At 60.6% G+C, this 22164-nt stretch carries 12 protein-coding genes; 6 read left to right on the top strand and 6 right to left on the bottom strand.

What is annotated here, in order from left to right; genetic code table 11:
• Positions 1 to 2 precede the first annotated feature (2 nt).
• The 6 genes from ACQCSY_RS17770 to ACQCSY_RS17745 all read right to left on the bottom strand — a co-directional run bounded on the left by ACQCSY_RS17770 (position 3) and on the right by ACQCSY_RS17745 (position 10751).
• On the bottom strand, positions 3 to 1028 hold the full coding sequence (locus ACQCSY_RS17770) for a thiamine-phosphate kinase (protein ID WP_427135915.1): 1026 nt from the start codon (positions 1026 to 1028) through the stop codon (positions 3 to 5).
• A 124-nt stretch (positions 1029 to 1152) separates the two neighbouring features.
• Positions 1153 to 3327, bottom strand: coding sequence for a glycosyltransferase (locus tag ACQCSY_RS17765; protein ID WP_427130824.1), 2175 nt, complete (start codon positions 3325 to 3327; stop codon positions 1153 to 1155).
• Positions 3314 to 4006, bottom strand: coding sequence for a hypothetical protein (locus tag ACQCSY_RS17760; protein WP_427130822.1), 693 nt, complete (start codon positions 4004 to 4006; stop codon positions 3314 to 3316). The genes ACQCSY_RS17765 and ACQCSY_RS17760 overlap by 14 nt, the downstream gene beginning before the upstream one ends.
• A gap of 197 nt (positions 4007 to 4203) precedes the next feature.
• The gene (gene wecC / locus ACQCSY_RS17755) at positions 4204 to 5457 is read right to left on the bottom strand and encodes a UDP-N-acetyl-D-mannosamine dehydrogenase (protein WP_427130820.1); all 1254 of its coding nucleotides are present in this window, start codon (positions 5455 to 5457) and stop codon (positions 4204 to 4206) included.
• Between the two features lie 14 nt (positions 5458 to 5471).
• On the bottom strand, positions 5472 to 7379 hold the full coding sequence (locus tag ACQCSY_RS17750) for a glycosyltransferase family protein (protein ID WP_427130818.1): 1908 nt from the start codon (positions 7377 to 7379) through the stop codon (positions 5472 to 5474).
• 372 nt (positions 7380 to 7751) lie between these two features.
• Positions 7752 to 10751, bottom strand: a complete 3000-nt coding sequence (locus tag ACQCSY_RS17745) for a hypothetical protein (protein ID WP_427130816.1) — start codon at positions 10749 to 10751, stop codon at positions 7752 to 7754.
• Between the two features lie 210 nt (positions 10752 to 10961).
• Between ACQCSY_RS17745 and ACQCSY_RS17740 the strand changes: the two genes are divergently transcribed.
• The 6 genes from ACQCSY_RS17740 to ACQCSY_RS17715 all read left to right on the top strand — a co-directional run bounded on the left by ACQCSY_RS17740 (position 10962) and on the right by ACQCSY_RS17715 (position 21827).
• A complete protein-coding gene (locus ACQCSY_RS17740) occupies positions 10962 to 11549 on the top strand; it encodes a YdcF family protein (protein WP_427130815.1) in 588 nt (195 codons plus the stop codon).
• Between the two features lie 69 nt (positions 11550 to 11618).
• Positions 11619 to 11900: a hypothetical protein gene (locus tag ACQCSY_RS17735; protein WP_427130813.1), complete on the top strand. Its 282-nt coding sequence runs from the start codon at positions 11619 to 11621 to the stop codon at positions 11898 to 11900.
• A gap of 49 nt (positions 11901 to 11949) precedes the next feature.
• Positions 11950 to 13095, top strand: coding sequence for a non-hydrolyzing UDP-N-acetylglucosamine 2-epimerase (wecB, locus tag ACQCSY_RS17730; RefSeq protein WP_427130811.1), 1146 nt, complete (start codon positions 11950 to 11952; stop codon positions 13093 to 13095).
• 220 nt (positions 13096 to 13315) lie between these two features.
• A complete protein-coding gene (locus ACQCSY_RS17725) occupies positions 13316 to 14014 on the top strand; it encodes an NTP transferase domain-containing protein (RefSeq protein WP_427130809.1) in 699 nt (232 codons plus the stop codon).
• Positions 14015 to 14166: 152 nt separating this feature from the next.
• A complete protein-coding gene (locus ACQCSY_RS17720; RefSeq protein WP_427130807.1) occupies positions 14167 to 17928 on the top strand; it encodes a bifunctional glycosyltransferase/CDP-glycerol:glycerophosphate glycerophosphotransferase in 3762 nt (1253 codons plus the stop codon).
• Between the two features lie 92 nt (positions 17929 to 18020).
• Positions 18021 to 21827 carry a CDP-glycerol glycerophosphotransferase family protein gene (locus tag ACQCSY_RS17715; RefSeq protein ID WP_427130805.1) on the top strand — a complete coding sequence of 1269 codons (3807 nt, stop codon included), beginning with the start codon at positions 18021 to 18023 and terminating at the stop codon, positions 21825 to 21827.
• Positions 21828 to 22164: the final 337 nt, after the last annotated feature.

The following is a 22164-nucleotide window of genomic DNA, read 5'->3' as shown; positions in this document are numbered from 1 at the left end:
TCTTAGTCTGCAAAGTGATCCCATCCCACAGCGTCAGCGGGCCTGCCCGCGATCTTTACTCCCGTGCTTTCCGTTGGTGCAGGGGCCTCTACCGAGCCTATCGCAGTGAAACCGGCAGGTAGCTTAGGCCCTGCAGGGAATGTGGCGAGCAGTCCGTGGTCCTCGCCGCCGCCGAGGACCCAGGCCATCGGATCCGTTCCCAGGAGGTCCGACGCCGGAAGCAGCGGCACCGTCAGTTCCTTCAGGGCGGCGGCGTCCAGGTTGAGCACGGCGTGGCTGGCCGCGGCCAGCCGGTTTCCGTCGCGCACCAGGCCGTCCGAGATGTCCATCATGGCCGAGGCGCCTTCCTCGCGGGCCAGGGGGCCGGCGGCGAGCGGAGGCCGCGGGCGGCATTGGGTGTCCATCAGGGCGCGCTGTTCCCCGCTCAGTGCCTGGAAGCTGGTGCTGGACTCCAGCAGGGCCAGTCCCGCGGCGGCGCGGCCGACGGTGCCGGCCAGGGCCACGGTGTCCCCCGGCCGGGCGCCGGAGCGGAGCACGGGCTCCCGTCCGTCAAGGGTCCCCAGGATCGACACGCTCACGGCCAGTTCGCGTCCCCGGCCGAGGTCGCCGCCTGCCACTGCGCAGTCCGGGGCCCCCAGTTCGCGGATGCCGGCCGTGAGCCCGTCCGCGAAGTCCTCCACCCAGGAGACCAGGGTCTCCTGGGGCATCGTCAGGCTAACCACGAGGGCCGTGGAGCGGGCCCCCATGGCGTTGATGTCGCTGAGGTTCTGTGCGGCGGCTTTCCAGCCGACGTCGTAACCGCTGGTACGGTAACCGTTGTTCCACTCCAGCCGGAAGTCCTGGTCCGCCACCTGGGTGTCGATGCTGAACACGGTCCGCCCGTCCGGCGCCGCGACGATCGCGGCGTCGTCCCCCGGCCCCAGCAGCAGGGACGTCGTGCCGGCGGAGCCGCGGTTGAGGCGGGGGAAGATGCGTTCCAGGAGCCCGGACTCGGAGAGTCCGGCAACGGTCAGTGTGGATTCAGGCAGCGGAGTTTCAGGCAGTGTGGATTCAGGCAGCGGAGTTTCAGGCACAGCCCTACGCTACCGCGGCGGCCTGACAACGGAGCCCCGGGCTGCCGCTGCCTAGTCGCAGACAATCCAGGCTGAGACTTCATCTACTAAATATCTCCTCCAGCCACTGCTCGCCTGTGGATCGCATATCGAATCGCCGGACGTATTCAGCGGCAGCCAGGGACTCTTCCGCATGCGCTTCCGGAGAACTGTTGAGGGCGGAGACGAACGCCCGAACTTGAGACGTGGTCTCGCGTGTCCAGCGATTGCTGAAGATTTCATCCACTCCGGGCCTTTGCCAGAACAGCGGTATTGCACCTGACGCCATCCCCTCAGCGGGGGCAAGATGGAAGCTTTCGTCCGAGCTGGGGGACAGGATATAGCCAATCTTGCGCATCCAGGTCGCCATGTCCGGGCCGAATGGTTCGAAGACCACGGCATCTCGAAGCGCTGGGGACCTTCCGATTCGTTCAAAGATTTCTAAGTAGGCCTCCCTTTGAAGCGGCTTCTTCCACTCGTATGGATACTCCCAGGGCATTCTTCCACGTACATGCAGCGTGTATCGGGAGTCCTCGTCCAGTAATTGCTCCAGCAAGTCGAGCGCTCTATCCAGGCGCTTGCGCATCGGAACAATGCCCACGAGGCCCAAACGGAATCGGTGATCCGGTTCCTTGGGTCTGCGGAGGTCAATTAGGTCGATTGCATTCGGAATGACCCGGAAGGGAGTATTGGTCCAAGCAGTACTTTCGAGGGTGCGCTCCACGTAGAGCCGCGAAACGCAGATTAGGGAGTCAATGTTTTCAGCGGCCACATTCTTCATCCAGGGACCGTTGAGCTCGAACATATGAAGGCGCACAATGAGCCTCTGTCTCAGCCGTTTGTTATTCGAGTACCAAACGGCGTTGGGTCCGCACCATTCACAGATTATGACATCGGCCCAGTCCCTGAGTCGTTCGGACTCCTTGACATCGTGGTGATGCAGTGTCTTCCAGTGGTCGAAAGCAAGTTCGATGTCGTCTCTGGCCTCGAGCACGGAAACGAGCTCCCCTGCAAACTTAAGATCGTGACCGGCAATCAGCACCCTGGTCTTCTGCTTAGCTCGAGGACTGCGGAGGTAGTCGCCCTCGGACCGCTCGAAATAGGCTTTCAGCCGGTTTGCAGAGGATGAAATCGAATACCGCCGGACACGCTTACTTACTTCCTCTTTCAACTCTGCCAGGGTTTCCCTAGCCTTCAGAAGAGTGTTTACAACGCTCTCCGTCGAATCGTCATCGACATACAGAGGGTAGTCGGCACCGAAAAGCTCGAGATGCTGCGCATTTCGGTTCACCATGGGCGGTACCCCGAGCGCAGCGTATTCGAGCACTTTGGTCGAAATTTCGAGACTAGCGTCCATGGTTCCATCACGCCAGCTCAATCCGACATCGTGCCTACTGATCTCCAATGCGGCCTGATCACGCGACATCCCACCCAACCAGTCGATGTGGGGCAAGGCTATGGCATCCTCCATAGAGACCGACCATGAGGGGTCTTGGGGATCATCCTGGAACTTGTCGCCGATCATAGTCAATGCCAAGGGAAGATTGTTCTCTTCGGCCGAAGCTGGGAGGGAGCACATCTCAAGAGTGCGCCACTTCTTGGCGAACTTGCCGGAGTAGACGGCGCTCAGTTTCGTTCCGGTAGTCGGGAAACTTCCCCGCAGCTCAAAGTATTCATCTGGCACCATTGGCGTGAGGACCAGCGTCTTTCCGGCAGCCTCTGGAATCGTCGCTTCAACGTACGAACGTGCGGCCTCAGTCTGCACGAAGAAACGCCGGCATTGTCCGACGGTCCGCCTCAGCATCGCGAGATTGTCTTCAGAAAGCCGAGAGCTGGGATGTGCGATGTCAGTGATGTAGAGCCACGATTTGGGACCGAGGACTTTGGAGTTCGCGACGTTCGTCGCTACCTGCGTGCCACGGGCGATCACCACGTCGAACGACCTCTCGGCGTCAAGTTCGGCCATGCGCTGGGCTGCATGTCGAGGCTTCAGTGCCTCAACGTCCGCGGTTGCGTGAGGCTGCACGATTTCCACTCCGGGTAGATCCGCAATCCGGTCAAGCAGTCGCGTCTTCGTGACCGCGGTCTTGAGGAGTACGCAGACCTCGGCGCCCGTAAGTGCCAACGCTTCGGCCATGGAGACAAGCCAGATGGCGGATCCGTCGATGATATTAAGGTCGACGTCTCCGTATAGGAGGACCGTACGCGTTGACCTGGTTGTGTCAGTGCGATCCAACGAGTGCCCCTTTATTCATCTTGACAAAAGTTTCCAGCGAATTGAGCAGGCCAAATTTGTAGTCTTCGGTCCACTCATCCATGGATGAACGATCCGAAAATACAACATCCGATGCAGCTTCGAATTCCGCGGTGTAGATGTTGGGCTCTCGTCGTGTTCTGACAAAATAGACCGGTATCCCCTGGGACCGGCACTCAGCCAACGCCTGGAGTATTTCATTTGCCAGCAAGGTCCCCGCTGCGGAATCGGCTCCGAACCAGCTTCCCGAGGAGAATGCGCTGTCGTCGACGATCAGCGCGGATCCACTCCCGTTGGCGATCTGAGCGGCTATCGTGCTCGGACGCAGGGATTCAAGCGCGTGTGCATCGCCCAGGTAGCGGTATAGCTCCTTGCCTAGGATCGAGTAAACGATCCGGCCGCCCCATGGCGCCGTCGGAGGTACCCCGAGATAGCCAAGAATTTTGGACTGACGGTGCCTGTCATCCGTTACAGCGGCCGCAAGTCGGCCGATTACTGGGCCAGAAGATGGAACCACCCCGGGAGACACGACCGGCGGATTCTTCTCCGCCGAGGTAACTCTCGTTTCCGGAATCTGTTGAACCGACGTAGAAATTCCGCCTAGCATGTCGCGTAGCTCTCGGAAGCGCGATTTAGACTTTCTGGCTTCGGTTTCCTGCACCCACCGCATACTGACTAGTTGCGAAAAGGCCGTCACCGCCATGAGGGTGAATAATGCGAGGGACAGAACAGCGAAGGCCAGGTGCCCGACTGAAAAGTAAAGAGATCCACCGAGTAGCGCGACGGTCCCGCATAGGGCCATCGCAATGACTCCTCGACTCTTGAAGGCTGCGCGTATTGTCTGAAGGAAGCGAGGAATCATGAGCTGAAGACCCCTCTGGTGTCGACGAGGAGCTTACCTGCAAGGACCTCCGGGGGTAGTGCACTAACGGCGTCATGGTCAACAAGCACAACCACTAGAGAGGACCGGCTCACGGCTTCCTCCAGGGTTACCAGCTGGACGTTGTCCCGACCCTGAAGGCGCTGGGGCAAGCTATCGATGTGGGGCTCAGCTACGTTAACCTGTGTGGCAGGCAGCGATTCGGCAATGGCATGAGCAATTTCAATGGCGGGCGACTCACGCAGGTCGTCAATATTTGCCTTGAACGCAAGTCCAAGGACAGCAATCTCGGAATTCTTGGGCAGCGTAGCAAATGCACCGTGCACCTGGTTCAAGACCCAACGAGGCTTGTCGTCGTTGACGGTCCGAGCCGTCCTGATCAAACGAGACTCTGCAGGTGCTGCAGCCACGATGAACCAAGGATCTACTGCGATGCAGTGCCCACCGACACCAGGTCCCGGCTGCAGGATGTCGACACGTGGGTGGTGATTTGCCAGTCTGATCAGCTCCCAGACGTCGATGTCCAACTTTTCACTGATTACCGAGAGTTCATTCGCGAATGCAATATTGACGTCGCGGTAGGCATTTTCCACTAGTTTGGCCATTTCCGCTGTTACGTCGTCGGTGACCAGTATCTCCCCCTGGCAGAACACCGAATATAGGTCCTTCGCGAGATCCGCCGCTTGGCTGGTGATGCCTCCAACAATTCTGTCGTTGGTAACAAGCTCGATCATGACTTTGCCGGGCAATACGCGCTCAGGGCAGTGGGCCAATAGAATCGCAGGTCTGCCCCTGGCGCCGTCCAGAGACAAGTCCGGCCGGAGCGAGATGATGTACTCGCCCAGGTGGCGAGTTGCCCCCGGAGGTGAAGTCGATTCCAGGATGATCAGTTCGCCACCCTGCAGCAGGGGCGCGATGCCGCGTGCGGCCGCCTCGATATAGCTCAGGTCAGCACTCTTATCCGACTTGAACGGCGTTGGAACGGCAACAATGTAGGCATCTGCAGCCGGCGTCTCGGTGGTGGCCTTGAGCCGGCCTTGGCTGACGGCTCCGGCAACGTGGATCCCCAGATCTGGCTCAACAAACGGGACACGCCCATCGTTCACAGCGTCCACAGTCCCCTGACTGACGTCAACGCCGATGACGTCAAGTCCGTTGGTCGCCAAGATCGCGGCTGTGGGCAGCCCGATGTACCCAAGTCCAATCACGGCGATGGTCTGGATGTTTGTCAATCTATTGTCCCCAATCAAAGAGTGATGTGTTCACGTGGATTTCCGAAAAGTTGAATCTTGCCGCTCGCTGCGAGTTCGTCATCCGATACGGCCCGGTTATGCCCTGCTCCGAAGCCCATCTGGCAGTAGTTGAACCTGTCGGCCGAGTATATGGAGCCGTTGGCTGCCGCGACTGAGGTGAGGAAGGCGGTGTCCTCACCACGGCTCAGCGCCTCAAATGGGTGCGCCTCGAAGACCTCCCGTCGTGCAGTAATGGTTGGCCCCATGACAAGCCCGCTGAACCGGTGCTCCTTGTCTGCAGCGCGGAGCATCGTGGCTCGGCTGGAAAGGAAATGCATGTAGTGGGATTGCTTCCCAACCACATCCGCGCCGGAGTAAGTGAGCGCATGCAGCAAATCAACAAGGTAGTTAGGCGCGTAATAGTCGTCGTCGTCCATCTTTGTGAGCACCGCCCCTGCCGATGCTTCAACGCACAAGTTGAGGCACTCACCGAGGGTCAGGGTGTCCGGGGCGACCAGTACTGTGTACTTCGCAACGCCGTGGGCGTGGGCCAGATCAGCCAGCTGACCCTCGGCGGCCACAAAACCGTGAGTCAGCAGAACGAGCTCCAGATCCACGCCGTCCTGGCTCCCTACGGTCTGAAATATATGGCTCAGCTGTTGCGGACGAATTGTGCTCACCAAAGCACTGACCGAGGGAAGGTTGACCGGCCGGCGTCGCCCCGGCGCGATCGCCCGCACGACGGATTCTGCCCGGTGCGCGTAAGTGTGCTCTCCCCAGATTCGGCGCTGGGCCTTATGGACGACGCGTGCATTGAATTCTGCGTTGGATGTCAACATCCGCAGCATGTTTTCCGCCTCAGGCTTCGCTGGGGCAAGCAGAACCTCATCGTCCTCGAAGAACAGCGATATCGCCGCGCTTGGCGTCGAGACGACTGGTGTGCCCGAGGCCGTGATCTCAAATATCCGGCGGGCACACATGCTGGGCGATTCGATCACGGAATTGACATTCAAAAAGGCCTTGTACGCACGGTATGCGGTCAGCATCTGGGCGTAACTCAATGTGCCCACTACATGCTTGTCAAACGGCTCCGGGAACTGGTATTTCTTGTCGCCGCCCAGCTGGCGGGAGAATATTTCCAGCTCGGCGCCGCCCGTTCTTGCTTCTGTCATAGCCGCGCCCAGGAGCATGTCCATCTGGGCGCGTCGCAGTGGGTACTTATGGGCGAAATACATCCCCGCGAAAGCCACACCGCGCGAGTGCCATCCGTGGCCCGGCCGGACAGGGTTGTGAATAGCTGGCTGCGCGGCAAAAGGAAGGGTGCCAACCCTGTCATGGCCCAAATCCCTCATGTAGTCAGGAATGCGGTCCGAATCACTCGTAAGGACGTGGTCAAACAACTTTGCTGCCGGAAGAAAGTCTTCGTAGTGGGGAGGGTCTTCCTTATTCCAGAAGACGGTCGGCATTCCGCGATCGCGGCACCACTCCACTAGGCGGACAAGCTCTATGCCCGGGCCAGACGCACCCGCGAGCTGATATTGCCAGGATCCGGAATTCCCGTTCCATGCAGACTCCACGAACAAGAAATCAATCCGAGTTCGGCCAAGCTGATCACGCCACAGCTCCCTGCGCAGTTCGAGTAGATTCCATTCGAACGAAAAAGCGGTCCGCGAGAAATCATCAAGAATCACCCCCACGTTCAGATCCATGCGCCGCGGTCCCGGTCGGGAAGATTCGTACGGCCTGAACTGCAACTGACGGTTTCGTCCCCGACCCGCCCATTCGCCCTCTGAGCCCTTGATGTTTTGCGGATCAAAGAGGCCCGGTTCCGCCTTCTGACGCAGTCTCCACTTTTGAAGCTGAGCCGTGCCACCGGATCTCAAATGCCACAGGGCTTTTCGCATTTCGCCGAAGACGCCCATCAGTCCCGGCTCCTGCGGCAAGACAGACGGCGGCTGTGCGGCCGTATCGGGTACGACTTCGCATTCTGCAGGCACTACCCCGTTCCCCCAATTTTTCGTGCTGCAGTGCAGCGTGCTTGGTGGCGAGAAGGCAGCGCAGAGACCCCTCCAGCCGGTCCGCCAACAAGAAGTTGGGTACTTTTTGTACCTTCAACGAACGTAGGGGTCTGAGGTAAAGGGAGTGGTGGTCCAAGATGAACGAAGCCTGAACGACGCCGGGAGAGTCGCTTACATATGCCGGTCCTGCGGCACCAGCGCGATGCCATCGCCGCCCAGGTCGTGCATGGATCGGCTGGCTACCCGGCCGGGACAGCGGCCGCAGCGTCAGGACGCTCAGTAGATGATGGACTTGCATCCCAGCTGCGATACACCGCTGGTGAGCACCGAGATCCCCGGACTGTAGGAACACACGGTGTATTTCCCCCGGACCGAAATCGGTACAGCCGTCCGGTAGCCGTGGTTGCCGGTGATGTTCAGCGCCGCGTTGACGTCGGGCCGGGCCACGTTGGCGGTGAACTTGTAGCTCTTGGAGGTGGCGTCCGGGGACTTCACACTGATGTTGACGGGGACGCTCCTGCTCGTGAAGCCGGGATCGACCGTCCAGCCGGTGGCCGTGACGGACTTGTTTGCGGTCGTTCCGGAAAGGCCGACCGTGTCCAGGTAGCCCATAGCGGCAGGGGCTGCCCGCGCCGAGAGATCCCTGCAGCCCAGGAGCGTGTTGCCGGCGCTGATCGGACTGACTGAAATGCCGTACGCGCAGACGCGGTATTGGCCGGACTGGGTGATGGGAATGCTGTTCTTGAAGCCGTGGCGGCCGGTCAAGGAGAACGCTGCGTTGACGTCGTCGCGCGGCTGGTTGGCGGTAAAGGCGTAACCGGTGGTCTTGCCGTCAGGGGCCGTCACGTAGATGTGGACGGCGTTGGAGGCCGACGGCGTGGCCCGTTCGAAGCTCCACCCTGACGCCGTGATGACCGCGGACGGGTTCGTTGTGTCCACGCTCATGTCGTCCACGTAACCCACCGGCGGCTCGGCCGCCGTCGCGGAGGCGTCCTGGCAGCCCAGGAACGCGTTGCCCTTCGTGAGGGCGCTCACGGCGATGCCGTAGGCGCACACCCGGTAGATCCCGGTCCCGGTCACGGGAATCGTGGCCCGGTAACCGTGGGAGCCGGTGATCTTCATGGCCGCGTTGACGTCGCTCCGGAGGGCGATGGCGGTGGTCTTCACGACGGTGGTGACGCCGTCGGGAGCCGTGACATAGAGGTGGATCGGGATGGAGGCCGACGGCGTGCCAGGATCGTAGGCCCACCCGGCGACCTGAAGCGCCGCTGATGGACGGGCGTTGCTGACGGTCACGGAGTCCAGGTAGCCGCGCGGATACTCGGCGACCGCGGCGGTAATGGTCTGGCAGCCAAGCGCGGTGTTGGGCGCCGCGGGCAAGGCTGAAACGGCGATGCCGTAGGCGCAGACCTTGTAGTCGCCGCTGCCGGTAACCGGCAGCGTGATGCCGAAGCCGTGCGCGCCGGTGATGCCCAGGGCCTGGTTCACGTCCTGGCGTGTCTGGTTCGCGGTGAAGGCCTGTCCGGTGGTGACGCCCTGCGGGTTGGTCACGTAGACGTGGACCGGGATGGAGGCCGTGGGGGTGCCGCGGTCCGCGGCCCACCCGCGGAGCTTGATCTTTGGCTGCCCGGCTTCCATTGCGGTGGTCACGGTGTCCAGGGCGCCGTCCGGCGCCGGGGTCCCCGCCAGGGCAACGGTCCGGCAGCCCAGCGCCGTGTTTTCAAAGGCGCCGATCGCGAATGCGCAGGCCTGGTAGGTCCCGGCGGCTTTCAGGGCGATAGAGCCCTGGAAACCGTGATTTCCGCTGATGCCCAGCGCCGCATTGACGTCCGCACGCGGCTGGTCCGCGGCGAAGGCGTAGCCCGTCTTGGTCCCGTCAGGGGCGGTGACATATACGTGTGCCTGCGTGGACGCGGAGCTGGTGACCTGGTCCACCGCCCATCCCCCGACCTTGAGGAAGACGCCGGTGGAGGAGACGGACGTGGCAGCACTGTCAAAGGAGCCCACGGGCGGCGCACCCGGCGGACGGATCGTCACGGCGGCCGCGGAATTGCTGACGGAGTCGATGCTCACACGGGTTCCGGCGTGCGTGGTGAACGTCTGGCCCGCCTGCCAGGCCTGGGTATTGCTGTAGTAGCCGTTGAACGCGGAGGCCCGGGTGTCGGGCGGGAGCAGGATGGAGGAGTTGCCACCGCCCTGCTGGGTGATCTTCACGCCGCGGTTGCCGGCCTGCGCCACCGCGGTGTCATAGCCCACGGGCGCCCTGAGTTCCAGGTAGTAGACCTCGCCGGATTTCGGGTCCGTGAATTTGGCGGCCCGGTTTGCCCCGGTTCCCGCCCACGGTTTGAGCCCCACACTGCGGGGTGCGGACACCGTGCCCAGGTTGGCGATCTCGTCGCCGTTTCCAAACCGGCCCATTTCCCAGAAGCTGGCGCTGATTTCGGGCATGATGTCCCAGTGCGAGATCCCCATCAGGTCAAGGTTGTCGCCATAGGGCTTGATCGAGCAGGTGGAATCCGCAAACCCGGCGTAGGGCCCGGAGGCCACGTCCATGGCCCCGCTGCCGCACAGCAGGCTGTTGGCGTGGTCCATGCCCAGGGCATGCCCGAACTCGTGTGTCAGAACAGGCGTGGTGAGCCGGCTGTTCTGCGGCATCAGGATGCGTCCGCCCATGTTGCCGTTGCTGTACGTCATGCCGGCGGCGCCGTTGTTGAGGTAGGCGCCTGGGATGAACATCACCAGCGCCGTGTAGGGGCCCTGCGTCCAGCCGAGCTCCTGGGAGACGGTGTCCACGATCTCCGCCGGCGTCTGCGTGGATTTCGCGGCTGACTTGTGCAGCTGGCGCGCCGCTGTCAGCGAGATGTCCACGCGGCCCACGGTGGCGTTCGCCCAGTATCCGTTGGCGGCGCTGAGGGAAGCCTGGGCCGCAGCCATCGGCACGGCCGCGTCCGTGTCGGCGGCCGACTTATCGGCCAGCTGGACCGTCACCAGGGTGGTCTTCATGGTGCCTGCCAGCGGCGCGCTCACGTAGGTGTACTCGGACTTGATCCTGTTTGCCGGCGGCTCCGGGCGGACAAAGTCATCAACCTGGCCCTGCGGGCTGGGGTCCGCAACCGCCGGCAAAGCAACAGCGGGCACGGCAGCAGGCGCGGCAACAGCGGGTGCCCCGGTCAGTGCCCCGGCCGGTATCTGCGCCGCGGCAAAGGCGGCCTGGGGTAAGGCTGCTGCCAGCATCATGGCGGCAATCGTGGCTGCCGCTATGTTCAGTTTTCGCAAGATTGCTCGCTTAGGGGTGAGACCTAAAGGTTGAGACCTGTTGGTGAGACCTACGTGGGTGCCTATAGCATAAACGGCAATTCACATCTGTCACCCCATGCACTTCGATCACAAAATTCACAACTGCACCACGCCTTTTTCTTTGTAAGTTTTTGCGCAGTACTGGCCCACCATTTCGCCACGTCAGGAGCGCATGCCAAACTCTTAGCCGTGCCTTCTTCCGTCGCCGCGACGAATTCCGCAACCCGCAGGGTGCTCGCCTTGACCGCGGGGGGCGTATTGCTGTGGCTGATCGTCGCCCTGCAGCTCTTTGTCAACGTGGATCCGCTGAGCGTGCACCGGACGGATGCGGTCATCATGCTGGGCGGCGCGGCCTCTGAACGCTTGCCTGTGGCGGAGCGGATCCAGGATGAACTCCACATCCCGGTCCTGGTGATCTCCCACACTGACACGTTCGGCAACAGGGCGGCGGACGATGCCTGCAACGCGGCAGCTTTTCCGAATCCCTCGCTCGTCTGTTTCCGGCCCCCGGATCTTGATACCCGGGGCGAAGCGCAGGCAATTTCCCGGCTGGTCGAGGCAAACGGCTGGAAGTCCGTCACGGTGGTGACGTCCAGCTATCACGTCACCCGTGCAGGGCGCCTCATCGGGCAGTGCACGACGGCGGAGGTACAGATGGTTGCCTCACACCCTGATCTGGATCTGGCACAGTGGCTGCGGCGCTTCGTAGTCGAAACGGGCGGCCTGATTGACGCGTCACTGCGGCAGGAATGCGCCGATCACCGGGCGGGAATGTAAGAATTGAGTCGGCTTCGGTTGAAACTATCAGCCAGTTTGAAGATCCGATGAGGCTAGGAGGAGGACACGTTGGAGCACTCTGCCGACGGCACTCCGCCGCTGGTTGCCGCACCCCGGCACCTGCGCCGCCGGGCTTTCCACACGGAAATCCCGGACACGCTGCTGGTCCCGGGCGCGGAACCAGCCCCGCTAACACCCGAACGCACGGCATCGGCCAAGCGTGCCGCCGATCCAGACCTCGACGACGAGGAAACAGCGTACCGCCGCAAGCGCCTGGCAGCCCTGGTAACGGTTCTCGTTGTTGCCGTCAGCGTGCCGGCTCTCGTGATCGCCCTGCTGCTGTTGGGCTGAGCCTGCTACTCATTACAAACCACCACTCGCATTACTTGGGGGAAAATCCATGCACAGCATCATGCCAATCTTCGGGACCAGGCCGGAGGCCATCAAGATGGCTCCGATCGTCGGTGCACTCCAGGAGTCGCCGCATTTCCACTGCGTCGTCACGGTCACAGGCCAGCACCGCGAGATGCTGGACCAGGTCAATGAGTTGTTCGGCATTGTTCCGGACCATGACCTCAATATCCTGCAGCAGGGCCAGTCCCTTTCCGCCATCATGACGCGCACCATCGACGGCCTGGAACAGCTCTTCGCCCGTACCCGGCCCGACGCCGTCGTCGTCCAGGGTGACACGACGACGTCGACGGCTGCCGCGATCGCCGCTTTCTACCACGGCATTCCCGTAGTGCACGTGGAGGCAGGCCTGCGCAGCGGTGACCTGCTGTCCCCCTTCCCGGAGGAGGCCAACCGCAAGATCACCAGTCAGATCACCCGCCTGCACTTGGCTCCCACGAGCACCAGCCGGGCCAATCTGCTGGACGAGGGCATCAGCCCGGCGGACATCGTGGTGACCGGCAATACCGTCATCGATGCCCTCCTGGCCACGGTGGATAAACAGCTCCCCTTCACGGACCCAAGGCTGGAGGCACTCGCCGCCGGCGGCCGCCGGATCCTGCTGGTCACGACGCACCGCCGCGAGAACCAGGGCGAAGCCATGCGCGGCGTCGGACGGGCGCTGGCCCGGATCGCCGAGGCCGAGCCGGAACTGGTAATCGTCCTCCCGGTCCACAAGAATCCGGTCGTGCGCGAGGCGGTGCTGCCGGCGCTGGAAGGCAAAGCCAACGTCCTGGTCACTGAGCCGCTGGCCTACGGTGAGTTCACCCGTCTGCTGTCCATCGCCCACGTGGTTTTGACCGACTCCGGTGGCGTCCAGGAGGAAGCGCCAAGCCTGGGCAAGCCCGTGCTGGTGATGCGGGAGAACACCGAGCGGCCGGAGGCGGTCGATGCCGGGACCGTGGCACTGATCGGAACGGACGAGGAGCGGATTGTTGCCGAGGTGACCCGCCTGCTCGAGGACACGGATCACTTTGCCGCGATGGCCAACGCCGTCAATCCGTACGGGGACGGTAAGGCGGCCGCCCGGACCGTGGCGGCGATCGAAGAGTTGCTCGGCGTCGGGTCACGGATCGACGAATTTGCCGGCGGGTAGCCGCCGACTGCAGGGGCGCGCCCAAGCGTGAGACAACCGGAAGTTAACACAGTATTAATGCCCGGGGGAGGTGTCGTTGGGCGCCTCGTTGCTCAACCGTTATGATTGCTCCCGTGGGAAAGCGCCCTGCTGCCGTGCATACGGGACCGGGACGACCTAGAGTGATGCCACGGATCGCCGCTCCCGCCACATGGTTCGCTCATCGAATAGGAATAAACATATGAAAGTCCAAGCCGTAATTCTTGCCGCCGGAATGGGTACTCGATTGGCACGCCCGCACCCGAAGCCCATGACGGAGCTCAGTGATGGCCGGACCATCATGCACCAGCAGGTCCAGAACCTGCAGAACAGGTTTGGCAAAAAGCTCCAGCTGACCATAGCCGTCGGTTTCAAACTCGAGATGATCCTCGAACACGTACCCAACGCTTCGTTCGTGTACAACGAGAACTTTGACCAGACCAACACTTCGAAGAGCCTCCTGAAGGCAATCCGCAATTCCGCCAAGGGCGGCGTGCTGTGGATGAACGGCGATGTCGTGTTCGACCCGGAAATCCTGGAGATGCTGCGGCCCTACATCAAACGGGATGAATCATTCATCACGGTGGATGTCTCCTCGGTTTCCGATGAGGAAGTCAAGTACACCACCGACGCTGACGGCAAGATCCAGGAACTCTCCAAGCGGGTGCCCGCCGATGTGGCCCAGGGCGAGGCCGTAGGCATCAACTATGTGAGCTCGAAGGACAAGAAGAAGTTCCTCAAGCGGCTCATTGAAGTCGATGACCAGGACTACTTCGAGGGCGCGATCGAACTGACCATCAAGCAGGACGACGTCAAGTGGACCCCCGTGGACATCAGCGAGTTCTACGCCGTTGAGGTTGATTTCCCGGACGACCTGGTCCGGGCAAACGCCAGCATCTAGGTGACACAAGCCTGACGAGGAATACGGCTGGCGCTTGTCTTCTTGGACAGCGCCAGCCGAGAGCACCAGCCGAAGAATTGGCGGCCAAGGTGGGCGGCGGTATCAGTCGCCCGTGATGGTGGAATGCCAGATCGAACGTCCATCGGGCGAGGATGAAAGAAGCGAATACAAGCATGCCAGGCCTAAATCAGAATCAAGCAATAGCGGCCGTCAAGGCGGCAGCCGAACGTAAGCTCCGTCGCGCGTGGTTGACTCTGCCTAAGGAAAGGCGGCAGCAGATCCGTGCTCTCGTCCACCCTGCAAACGTTGCAAAGGCCAAGCGAACAGTAGTGGCTCCTCCGGGCTCCCACAGCTTGCCCCCGCGCGTCAGCGTCGTTGTCATTGTTTCTGATCAGGCCGAAGACCCCAGCGCGACATTGCGAAGTTTGGTCGCGCAAAATTCACTGTCCAAGGAAGTGATCGTCGCTGACACGTCTTCCAGCGGCGTGGGCGAATCCGCCGTAGCGCCTTTCACCAAACGAGATAGCCGAATGCGGTATCTTGCGCTGCCCGGGTTGCAGGATGAAGCTGCCCGTTCGACTGCCCTGACAAATTGCCGCGCTCCCCATGTCATGTTCCTGATGGCCGGAGACGTGCTGGAAAGAGCTAGCCTGGAGTTGCTCGTGTCGACCATCAGGGAGACAGGGTCTGATTTCGCCGTGGGAATGGCAGGCATCGCCAAAGGCAAGAGTGCAACCGTTCCGTTCTGGCAGGCAACTCTTCACGCTGACCCCCGCCTCGCAGTTTCGTTGCGGGATGCCCCCGGCATCCTAGAAGACGGCTTCCTGTTCAACAAAATATTCTCCCGCAAGTTCTGGAATGCCATGACGGCAGCAGTGGACAGTACGCGGGCGCATTGGCAGTACGAGGCGATTCCTTTCGCCTATACCACCGCGGCGTCTTTCGACATTGTGGACGTTAAAGTCGGCAACACGTTGGTGGATGCTGGTGTCCGGGTTCCTGCACGTGAGTTGTTGTGCCAGACCGAGTTCTTGGAGGACCGGCTCGCCCGTCTGGAATCGCTGGCTGCGACCATCGGTGCAGCCACGGACCCCGGATCATACCGGCGGTGGCTTTCGAATGAACTCGGCAATGGCCTCTTCCGGTTCTACGAGGTCATTCCGCGAACTGATGGCCCATATTGGCAAAAGCTCCAGTCCACAGTGGCAGGTCTGGCAGCCGGCCAGGAACTGCAGTGGGACGGGATCAGAGTTCACAATCGGCTTATCCTCGCCGCAGTGTTGTCCGATAGCCGTGACAACGTCTCGCGGATCTGCGCCAACCGGAGTGACTACGGTTCAAGCTTTTCAACAAAGTTCACCGCGCTCGGCCTACTTGCTCAGCCCGCCTATCTTCAGGAACTGTCTTCTTTTGACCAAGATCTACTGGTTTGCCGGGACATCGATGTCCGACTCGTCAGCAAGCTGACGCATTTCGAGTGGCAGCCGGACGGGCGACTCGAAATCGGAGGCTATGCCTACATTTCGTCTGTAGAGCCTAGCGCTGGTGACCTGACCATCGAGGCGTCGCTGGTCAATGCCTCAGGGACCCACGTCGTGACGTTGGACGTGGAACGCTTCTCCGATTCTTCGATCGACTGGGAAGCAAACGATAACTGGACTTCCTACTCCGACGCGGGCTTTAGGACCGTTCTGAATCCCAGCCTTCTCCTTGACGAGGTTGCCGGTCAGGATACGGCGGAATGGCACGTTCAGCTGACGGTCACAGCCCACGACAGGCGCCTCGAAGGGCCCATAGCCCGCCGCGACCTGAACGGTTCCACGGGCCAGTTGGGGATCGGGCCTATGCAGGGGACGTCCCGAGTGGCTGTAGAGATGCGTCCTGCAACAACTGGACTCACATTTGTGGGGGTCACTCCCCTGTACATCGCGACGTCCTTGGAGCTTACAGGCCGATCGATCGAGTTGACTGTCGAAGCACATTCGGCCCCCCTAGCCGCCAAGGTTTCGGTGGAATGCCGCAAGCTCGGCATCCGTAAGACAGCCACGTGCATCACTGTTGACGCAAATACGGCCACGTACCAGGTCGATGTACCGCCGCTTGGCAAAGACGCCTCTCTGACCACGGAATACGAATGGGAACTGCGTTTGGACAGCGGGTTCAAGACGCCGCAACCCGTAGCGTGGCAGTCCGATTCCAGGTCTTTGGAGAACCGCTTCGACTCGTCCCGCAGTCTTCGACTGGGACTCACCGGTTATGGGTTCCTGAAGATCGAAGAGCGGAAGACCCGCATTGTTGCGACGTCGGTGGAGCTCTCGCCGGACCGGCGCACGTTGCTCGTCGCGGGCACCGCCGATCTTCCTCGGATACACGCCCCCCGGTTCGTGCTTTCCAGCGGCAAGTCCGTCATTCCAGCCAGGGACTCCACGCTGATGGTGCGCACCAACGACGGCAGCAACCGCTTCACGGCCGAGTTCGCACTTCCCCAGCGGCAGTGGAAGGGCGAGGAGCTGATGCCCGAATCAGGTGCCTACAGCGTTCGCTATGTGCCGCCCGGTGCGCAGGACGACCTGGGATATTGGTTCCCGGCTGCCCCTGAGCTGCAGGAGCTGATGCCACGCCGGATCGACGCCGGCCGTACCGAAGTGGGGATCAGCCGATCGTCGGGGACAGCGGCCCTCACCATTCACCTGAGGCCACCGCTCTCCCCCGAGGAACAAGGCCGCTTCAACCAGCAATTGCTTCGCACAAAGGCGGCTGACGGGCTCAACCCCGAGTTGACCAACGCAATCCTCTTCATGTGCTTCGGAGGCCGTCGCGCGACAGACAGCCCGCGCCGTCTGCTGGAGGAATTCCAACGTCGTGGGACAGACTGGCCCACCTACTGGGCGATTTCCGACTTCTCGGTTCCTGTCCCCCCAGGAACGACGCCCGTGCTCATTGGTTCCGCGTTGTGGTACCAACTGCTTGGCGAAGTGAAGATCCTCATCAATAACAACAACTTTCCCTTCTACTTCAGGAAGCGGGAGGGGCAGGTCTACATCCAGACATGGCACGGTACACCGTTGAAGAAGCTGGGCAACGACGTGGCCCGCACCAGTTTCTCCCTCTCGTACTGGAATCTGATGTGGCGGGAAGCAGAATACTGGGACTCACTCCTCGCCCAGAACGACTATGCAGCCGAGGTCCTTGCCAATTGCTTCGGCTTCCACGGGCAGGTTGTTGCCGAGGGATACCCTCGCAACGACAGCCTTACGGCCGAACGGATGGACACGAACCGGCTCGCGATACGTCAACGCCTGGGTATTCCCGAGGGAAAGACAGCCATCCTCTACGCACCCACATGGCGGGACGATGCCAAGAGCGAATCCAAGCAATATGAAATGGTGACGTATCTTGATTTCGAGACCGCCCAGCAACAGCTGGGCGGGGACTATGTCCTCCTTCTCCGGGGCCACCACAACATTGCGAGCCAGCGCCAGACGGCGGCAAATAAATTCGTAATCGATGTCACGGAGTACCCCGAGGTGAACGACCTTTACACCGCGGCAGACATCCTGGTCAACGACTACTCATCGGTAATGTTTGACTTCTGCGTCACTGGCAAACCGATCATCTTCCTTACTCCGGATATCGCGCAGTACAGGGATTCTACGCGTGGCTTCTACTTCGATCTGGAGGAAAAAGCACCTGGTCCCCTGCACAACACGACCGAGGAAGTGGTCCGCTCCATTAAGAACATCTCCTCGGTTTCGCGCCGCTACGCACCCAAGTACAGGGAGTTCGTGGCTACGTTTGCACCTCAATGCGACGGAGAGGCCACCCAGCGCGTGTTCGATGCACTCTGGCCTGACGGCCTCACCGAGCCAATGGCCGTGGGGTCCAGCCATTCATCCTCACAATCGGAGTACTAGACGGCCGCGACCGCAGCACGAAAAACGAGCATTCCAGGCGCCGACCGGTTCCAACCGAATGGCGGCCACGACCTTAGGACGCAGTACAAATCATGAGCCCCGCGCAAAATTTGATGGAACATGCCCTTCTTGTTGAAGAGCGGAAGGACTGGGTGGCCGCCGTTGAGGCCTATACCGCTCTGCTCGCCGACTCAAGAGCTGCCGATGCCGAGTTAGCTTTTCGACTCGGGCATGCGCACTTCCACCTTCGGCAGTTTGAGGAAGCAGCCGTGCATCTCCAAGAGGCCACAGTGCTCGAGCCCGGCGTGGCTTCTTGGCACTACCGTCTTGGATTCGTCCAGGAGCAATTGGGGAATTACGACGCCGCCGTGGCAGCCTACAAATCCTCACTCGCCTTGGAACCCGGACGAACCCGTTGGATGGATCGACTGGTTGCAGCAGAGGCCTCGGCAGAACAGGCACTAACAGCTTCACTTGAAATACGTCGCTCTGAGAGCCGCCGACAGTGGAAACGTGTACGGGAACTCGTGGCCGGCAAGGCCCCCTTGTGGCAGCAGATCGACGCGCTGAATGACGGCTTGTCGCTCAACACCGACGATCCTGCATGGCTCGTCCAGTTGGCTGATGCGCAGTTCTCGATGAACAGATTTGCCGAGGCTGGCGAGAACTATGCGGCTGCGGCCCTACTGAAACCTGAACAGGCGGATCTCCACTTCCGTGAGGGCTGGTGCTGGGAGCTCTTGGAACAGCCCGTGAAGGCCCGGCGCGCCTACCAGCGGGCCATCGCTGCAGACACAGACCTCGATGCCAAAGCCTTCGGAGTAGGAGTGTTCTTCCAGAAAAGGGGTCGCTGGGTAGCCGCGGCAGATAAGTTCAGGAAGGCCCTTCATCATGAGCGAACGTCAGCTGAGTTGCACTACAAGCTCGGCTATGCCCTCACGCGCTCTTACAGCTGGCGCGAGGCCATTGAATCGTTCCGGACCGCCGTGGCTATGGATCCCACCGTCCCGCAGTGGCACTACCGCTTAGGCTTCGCCCACGAGCGGCTCGCTGAGTGGAACGAAGCTGCTTCCGCTTACGAATATGCGATTAGTCTGACTAGTCCCGCCCCGGCATACTGGTGCTATCGCTTGGGCTACGTGCTCACTCAGGCACACGACTTCGAACTTGCGTGCGTATCTTTCGCCGCCTCGCTCAAACCAAAAACCGAGGCTGTCACCGCGCAGGACGTCCAAGCGGTGAGCGCCTATGAGGAAAGACTTCTGCTTGACGGCCTGCACGCCGCTGTTAGATCACAGTCGGCGGAGCGCTGCTTTGAGGCCGGGGAACGCCTGGAGCTCCGCGGAATGCATCCCCTCGCGGCAGAAGCCTTCGACGCCAGCGTAAGGCGAATGGAAAGCCACTCCCCCAATGCCTATTACCGATTGGGCCGGGCCCTTCAGGAAATCGGTGACTTTGAGGCGGCGTGCCGTGCGTACCTTGAGACACGCTTGTTCAAACGGGCACATGGCATCGACACAGCCCCTTATCTGAAAAACAAAGAGCTCAAGCAATCGATGATTTATGCCGACTACCTCGAGACGCTCCCTCTGGCACCCTCGACCGTATTGTACGAGAGCAGCCACGGCGAATCGGTTGCCTGCAATCCCCTGCAGATCGGCCGGAACCTCCTGGCCGATCCGCGATTCGACTCTTGGACCCACGTATGGGTGCTTAATGACAAGGAGCGAATTCCGCACGAGCTCGCTGGCCGCTCGAACGTCATCTTTGCCGCCCGTAATAGCGACCTCTACCTTCGCTATCTGTCCACGGCGACGTATCTGATCAACAACAACACATTCCCGCCCTATTTCGTCCGGCGCGAAGGTCAGAAATATCTGAACACGTGGCACGGGACTCCGCTGAAGACCCTTGGCCGGGACATCAAGAACGGCTTCATGGACCACCGGAATGCCGCTAGAAACTTCCTGCACACAACCCACATGATCGCTCCGAACGAGTTCACCGCAGAGTGCCTCATTGAGAAGTACGACGTCGCCGGCATCTTCCCCGGAAAGCTGGCGATCACGGGGTACCCGCGCATCGACGCCACAGTAGGGGCCAGCGAACAGCAAAAGGTGCAACTGCGCCGTCAACTTGGGATACCGGAGGGCCAGAAGGTCGTTCTCTACGCGCCGACATGGCGCGGCTCCTTGGGCGCTCTTGAGGCGGGCGACGTCGATGTTCTGGGTGTCATGCAGCAGCTGGCCAAACTGGACTGCGCGCCACTATACCGAGGCCATGCCCTGAATGCCGATGGGGGGACCCAAGGGGACCTCGACGAGTACGTGGTTCCCGAAGAAATTCCCACCAACGATCTGCTCGCCGTCGTGGACGTGCTCATTACCGATTACTCGAGTATCTTCTTCGACTTCATGGCGACCGGGCGACCCATCGTCTACTTCGCCTACGACCTTGAGGAATACGCTTCCGAGCGGGGACTGTACTTTGAGTTAGAAACGCTGCCAGGTCGTGTGTGCGGCGATTCCTTGGGACTCCTCCAGGAGGTCGAAGCAGCCCTTGAGGACGAGGGAAAGAGCCCGGACGAGAAGTATCTGCGCGGCATAGACACGTTCTGCGCCGTTGAGGACGGAGCGTCCACTCGACGGGCCATCGACTTCTTCTTCTTCGAAGCTGCTGAATGTGTGGTCCCGCTTGATCGAAGCTCAAAGCACAACGTGCTTTTCTACCAGGGTTCGTTCATTCCCAATGGAATAACAACGTCTTACCTGAATCTCGTCAGCAACGTGGATCAAGCGAGCAATCGCATGTTCGTGGCGATCGAGCCGTCCACTGTCAAGTCTGAGGAACGGCGATTGGAAAAGTTTGCCCAGAATCCCGGACATGTCCAAGTCTTGGGGCGTGTCGGCGGGCAGCTCGTTACCGCGGAAGAGCGTTGGGTGATCGACAAGTTCAACGCCACCGGCGACCTCGCAAATGCCGAGCTCTGGGATATATACGATCGTGCCTTCAAACGGGAATTCCGTCGCCTGTTCGGCGACGCCAGCTTCGATTCAGTGGTGTGCTTCGAAGGCTACGCAAGATATTGGGCGGCGCTCTTCTCAAACACCACCAACCCGGCAGCCAGGAAGTCCATCTACCTGCACAACGACATGCACCGTGAATGGCGCCATCGCTTCCGTTACCTGGAGTCGATGTTCCGGCTCTACAGGAAGTACGACCAGCTTGTGTCCGTCACGAAGAGCGTCCACGAGGAAAACGTTCGGCAACTGTCAGGAGCCTTCGCCCTCCCGCCGGCTATATTTGACTACTGCAACAACGTGGTCAACGCCGCAGAAGCGAAAGAACTTGCCGCTGACCCGCTTGAGGAAGATCTCCACGAGTGGATGGATGCAGAGTCCACGCAATTCGTGACTCTCGGACGCTTGTCGCCCGAAAAAGGTCACGCCAAACTCATTCGGGCGTTCGCTAAAATAGTAGAGGCGAACCCCAATTGCAAGCTGACAATTCTGGGCGATGGGCCGCTCCGGCAGGATCTGCAGGATCTGATCGGGGATTTGTCGCTGGAACCCAATGTGCTCTTGGCCGGACTACGGCTCAACCCGTTTCCCTCGCTGCAACGCGCTGACTGCTTTGTTTTCTCGTCAGACTATGAGGGACAGGGCCTCGTCGTTCTCGAGGCCTTGATTCTTGGAAAGCCTGTCATCTCAACAGACGTTGTTGGCCCCAGGAGTATTCTCGAAGATGGACCTGGGCTCTTGGTCGAAAATAGCATTCATGGGCTGATAGATGGAATGAATGCGTTTCTTGCCGGTGAATTGAAGCTCGAAAAGTTCGATTACGATTCTTACCAGAACGAGGCAATCACCAAATTTGAGCAGATCGTTATTTCTAAATAAGCGGACTGCCCCGTCTCGACTTCTTCATCGACTACTAAAACCAATAATTGATTGAATGCCGGTGCAATTATGATTTTTACACTCACCCACGGAGCCTTGACTACCCATCCCGTAGGACTGAATATGTCAGTCCTACGGCGATGTGCGGCGTTTGCCGATGCTGGCGTCGAAAATACGCTTCTAATAAATTCCTTTCAACTTGACTTCCCTGAGATGGCCGCTGGATTGCGAGAGGAATCTGCAGTGGGCCCCCTCACGGCGGTTCGTTCTATGTATGAGGATCTTGCGGGTTCTCCCGCTCCGGCATCTGACGAAACCAAGGATCCCCTACCCTCGG

Origin of the sequence: Pseudarthrobacter sp. S9, from assembly GCF_050156545.1 — a bacterium.
Taxonomy (GTDB): domain Bacteria; phylum Actinomycetota; class Actinomycetes; order Actinomycetales; family Micrococcaceae; genus Arthrobacter.
Note: the sequence above shows the minus strand (reverse complement) of the source record. Positions and strands in the feature narration are given on the sequence as shown.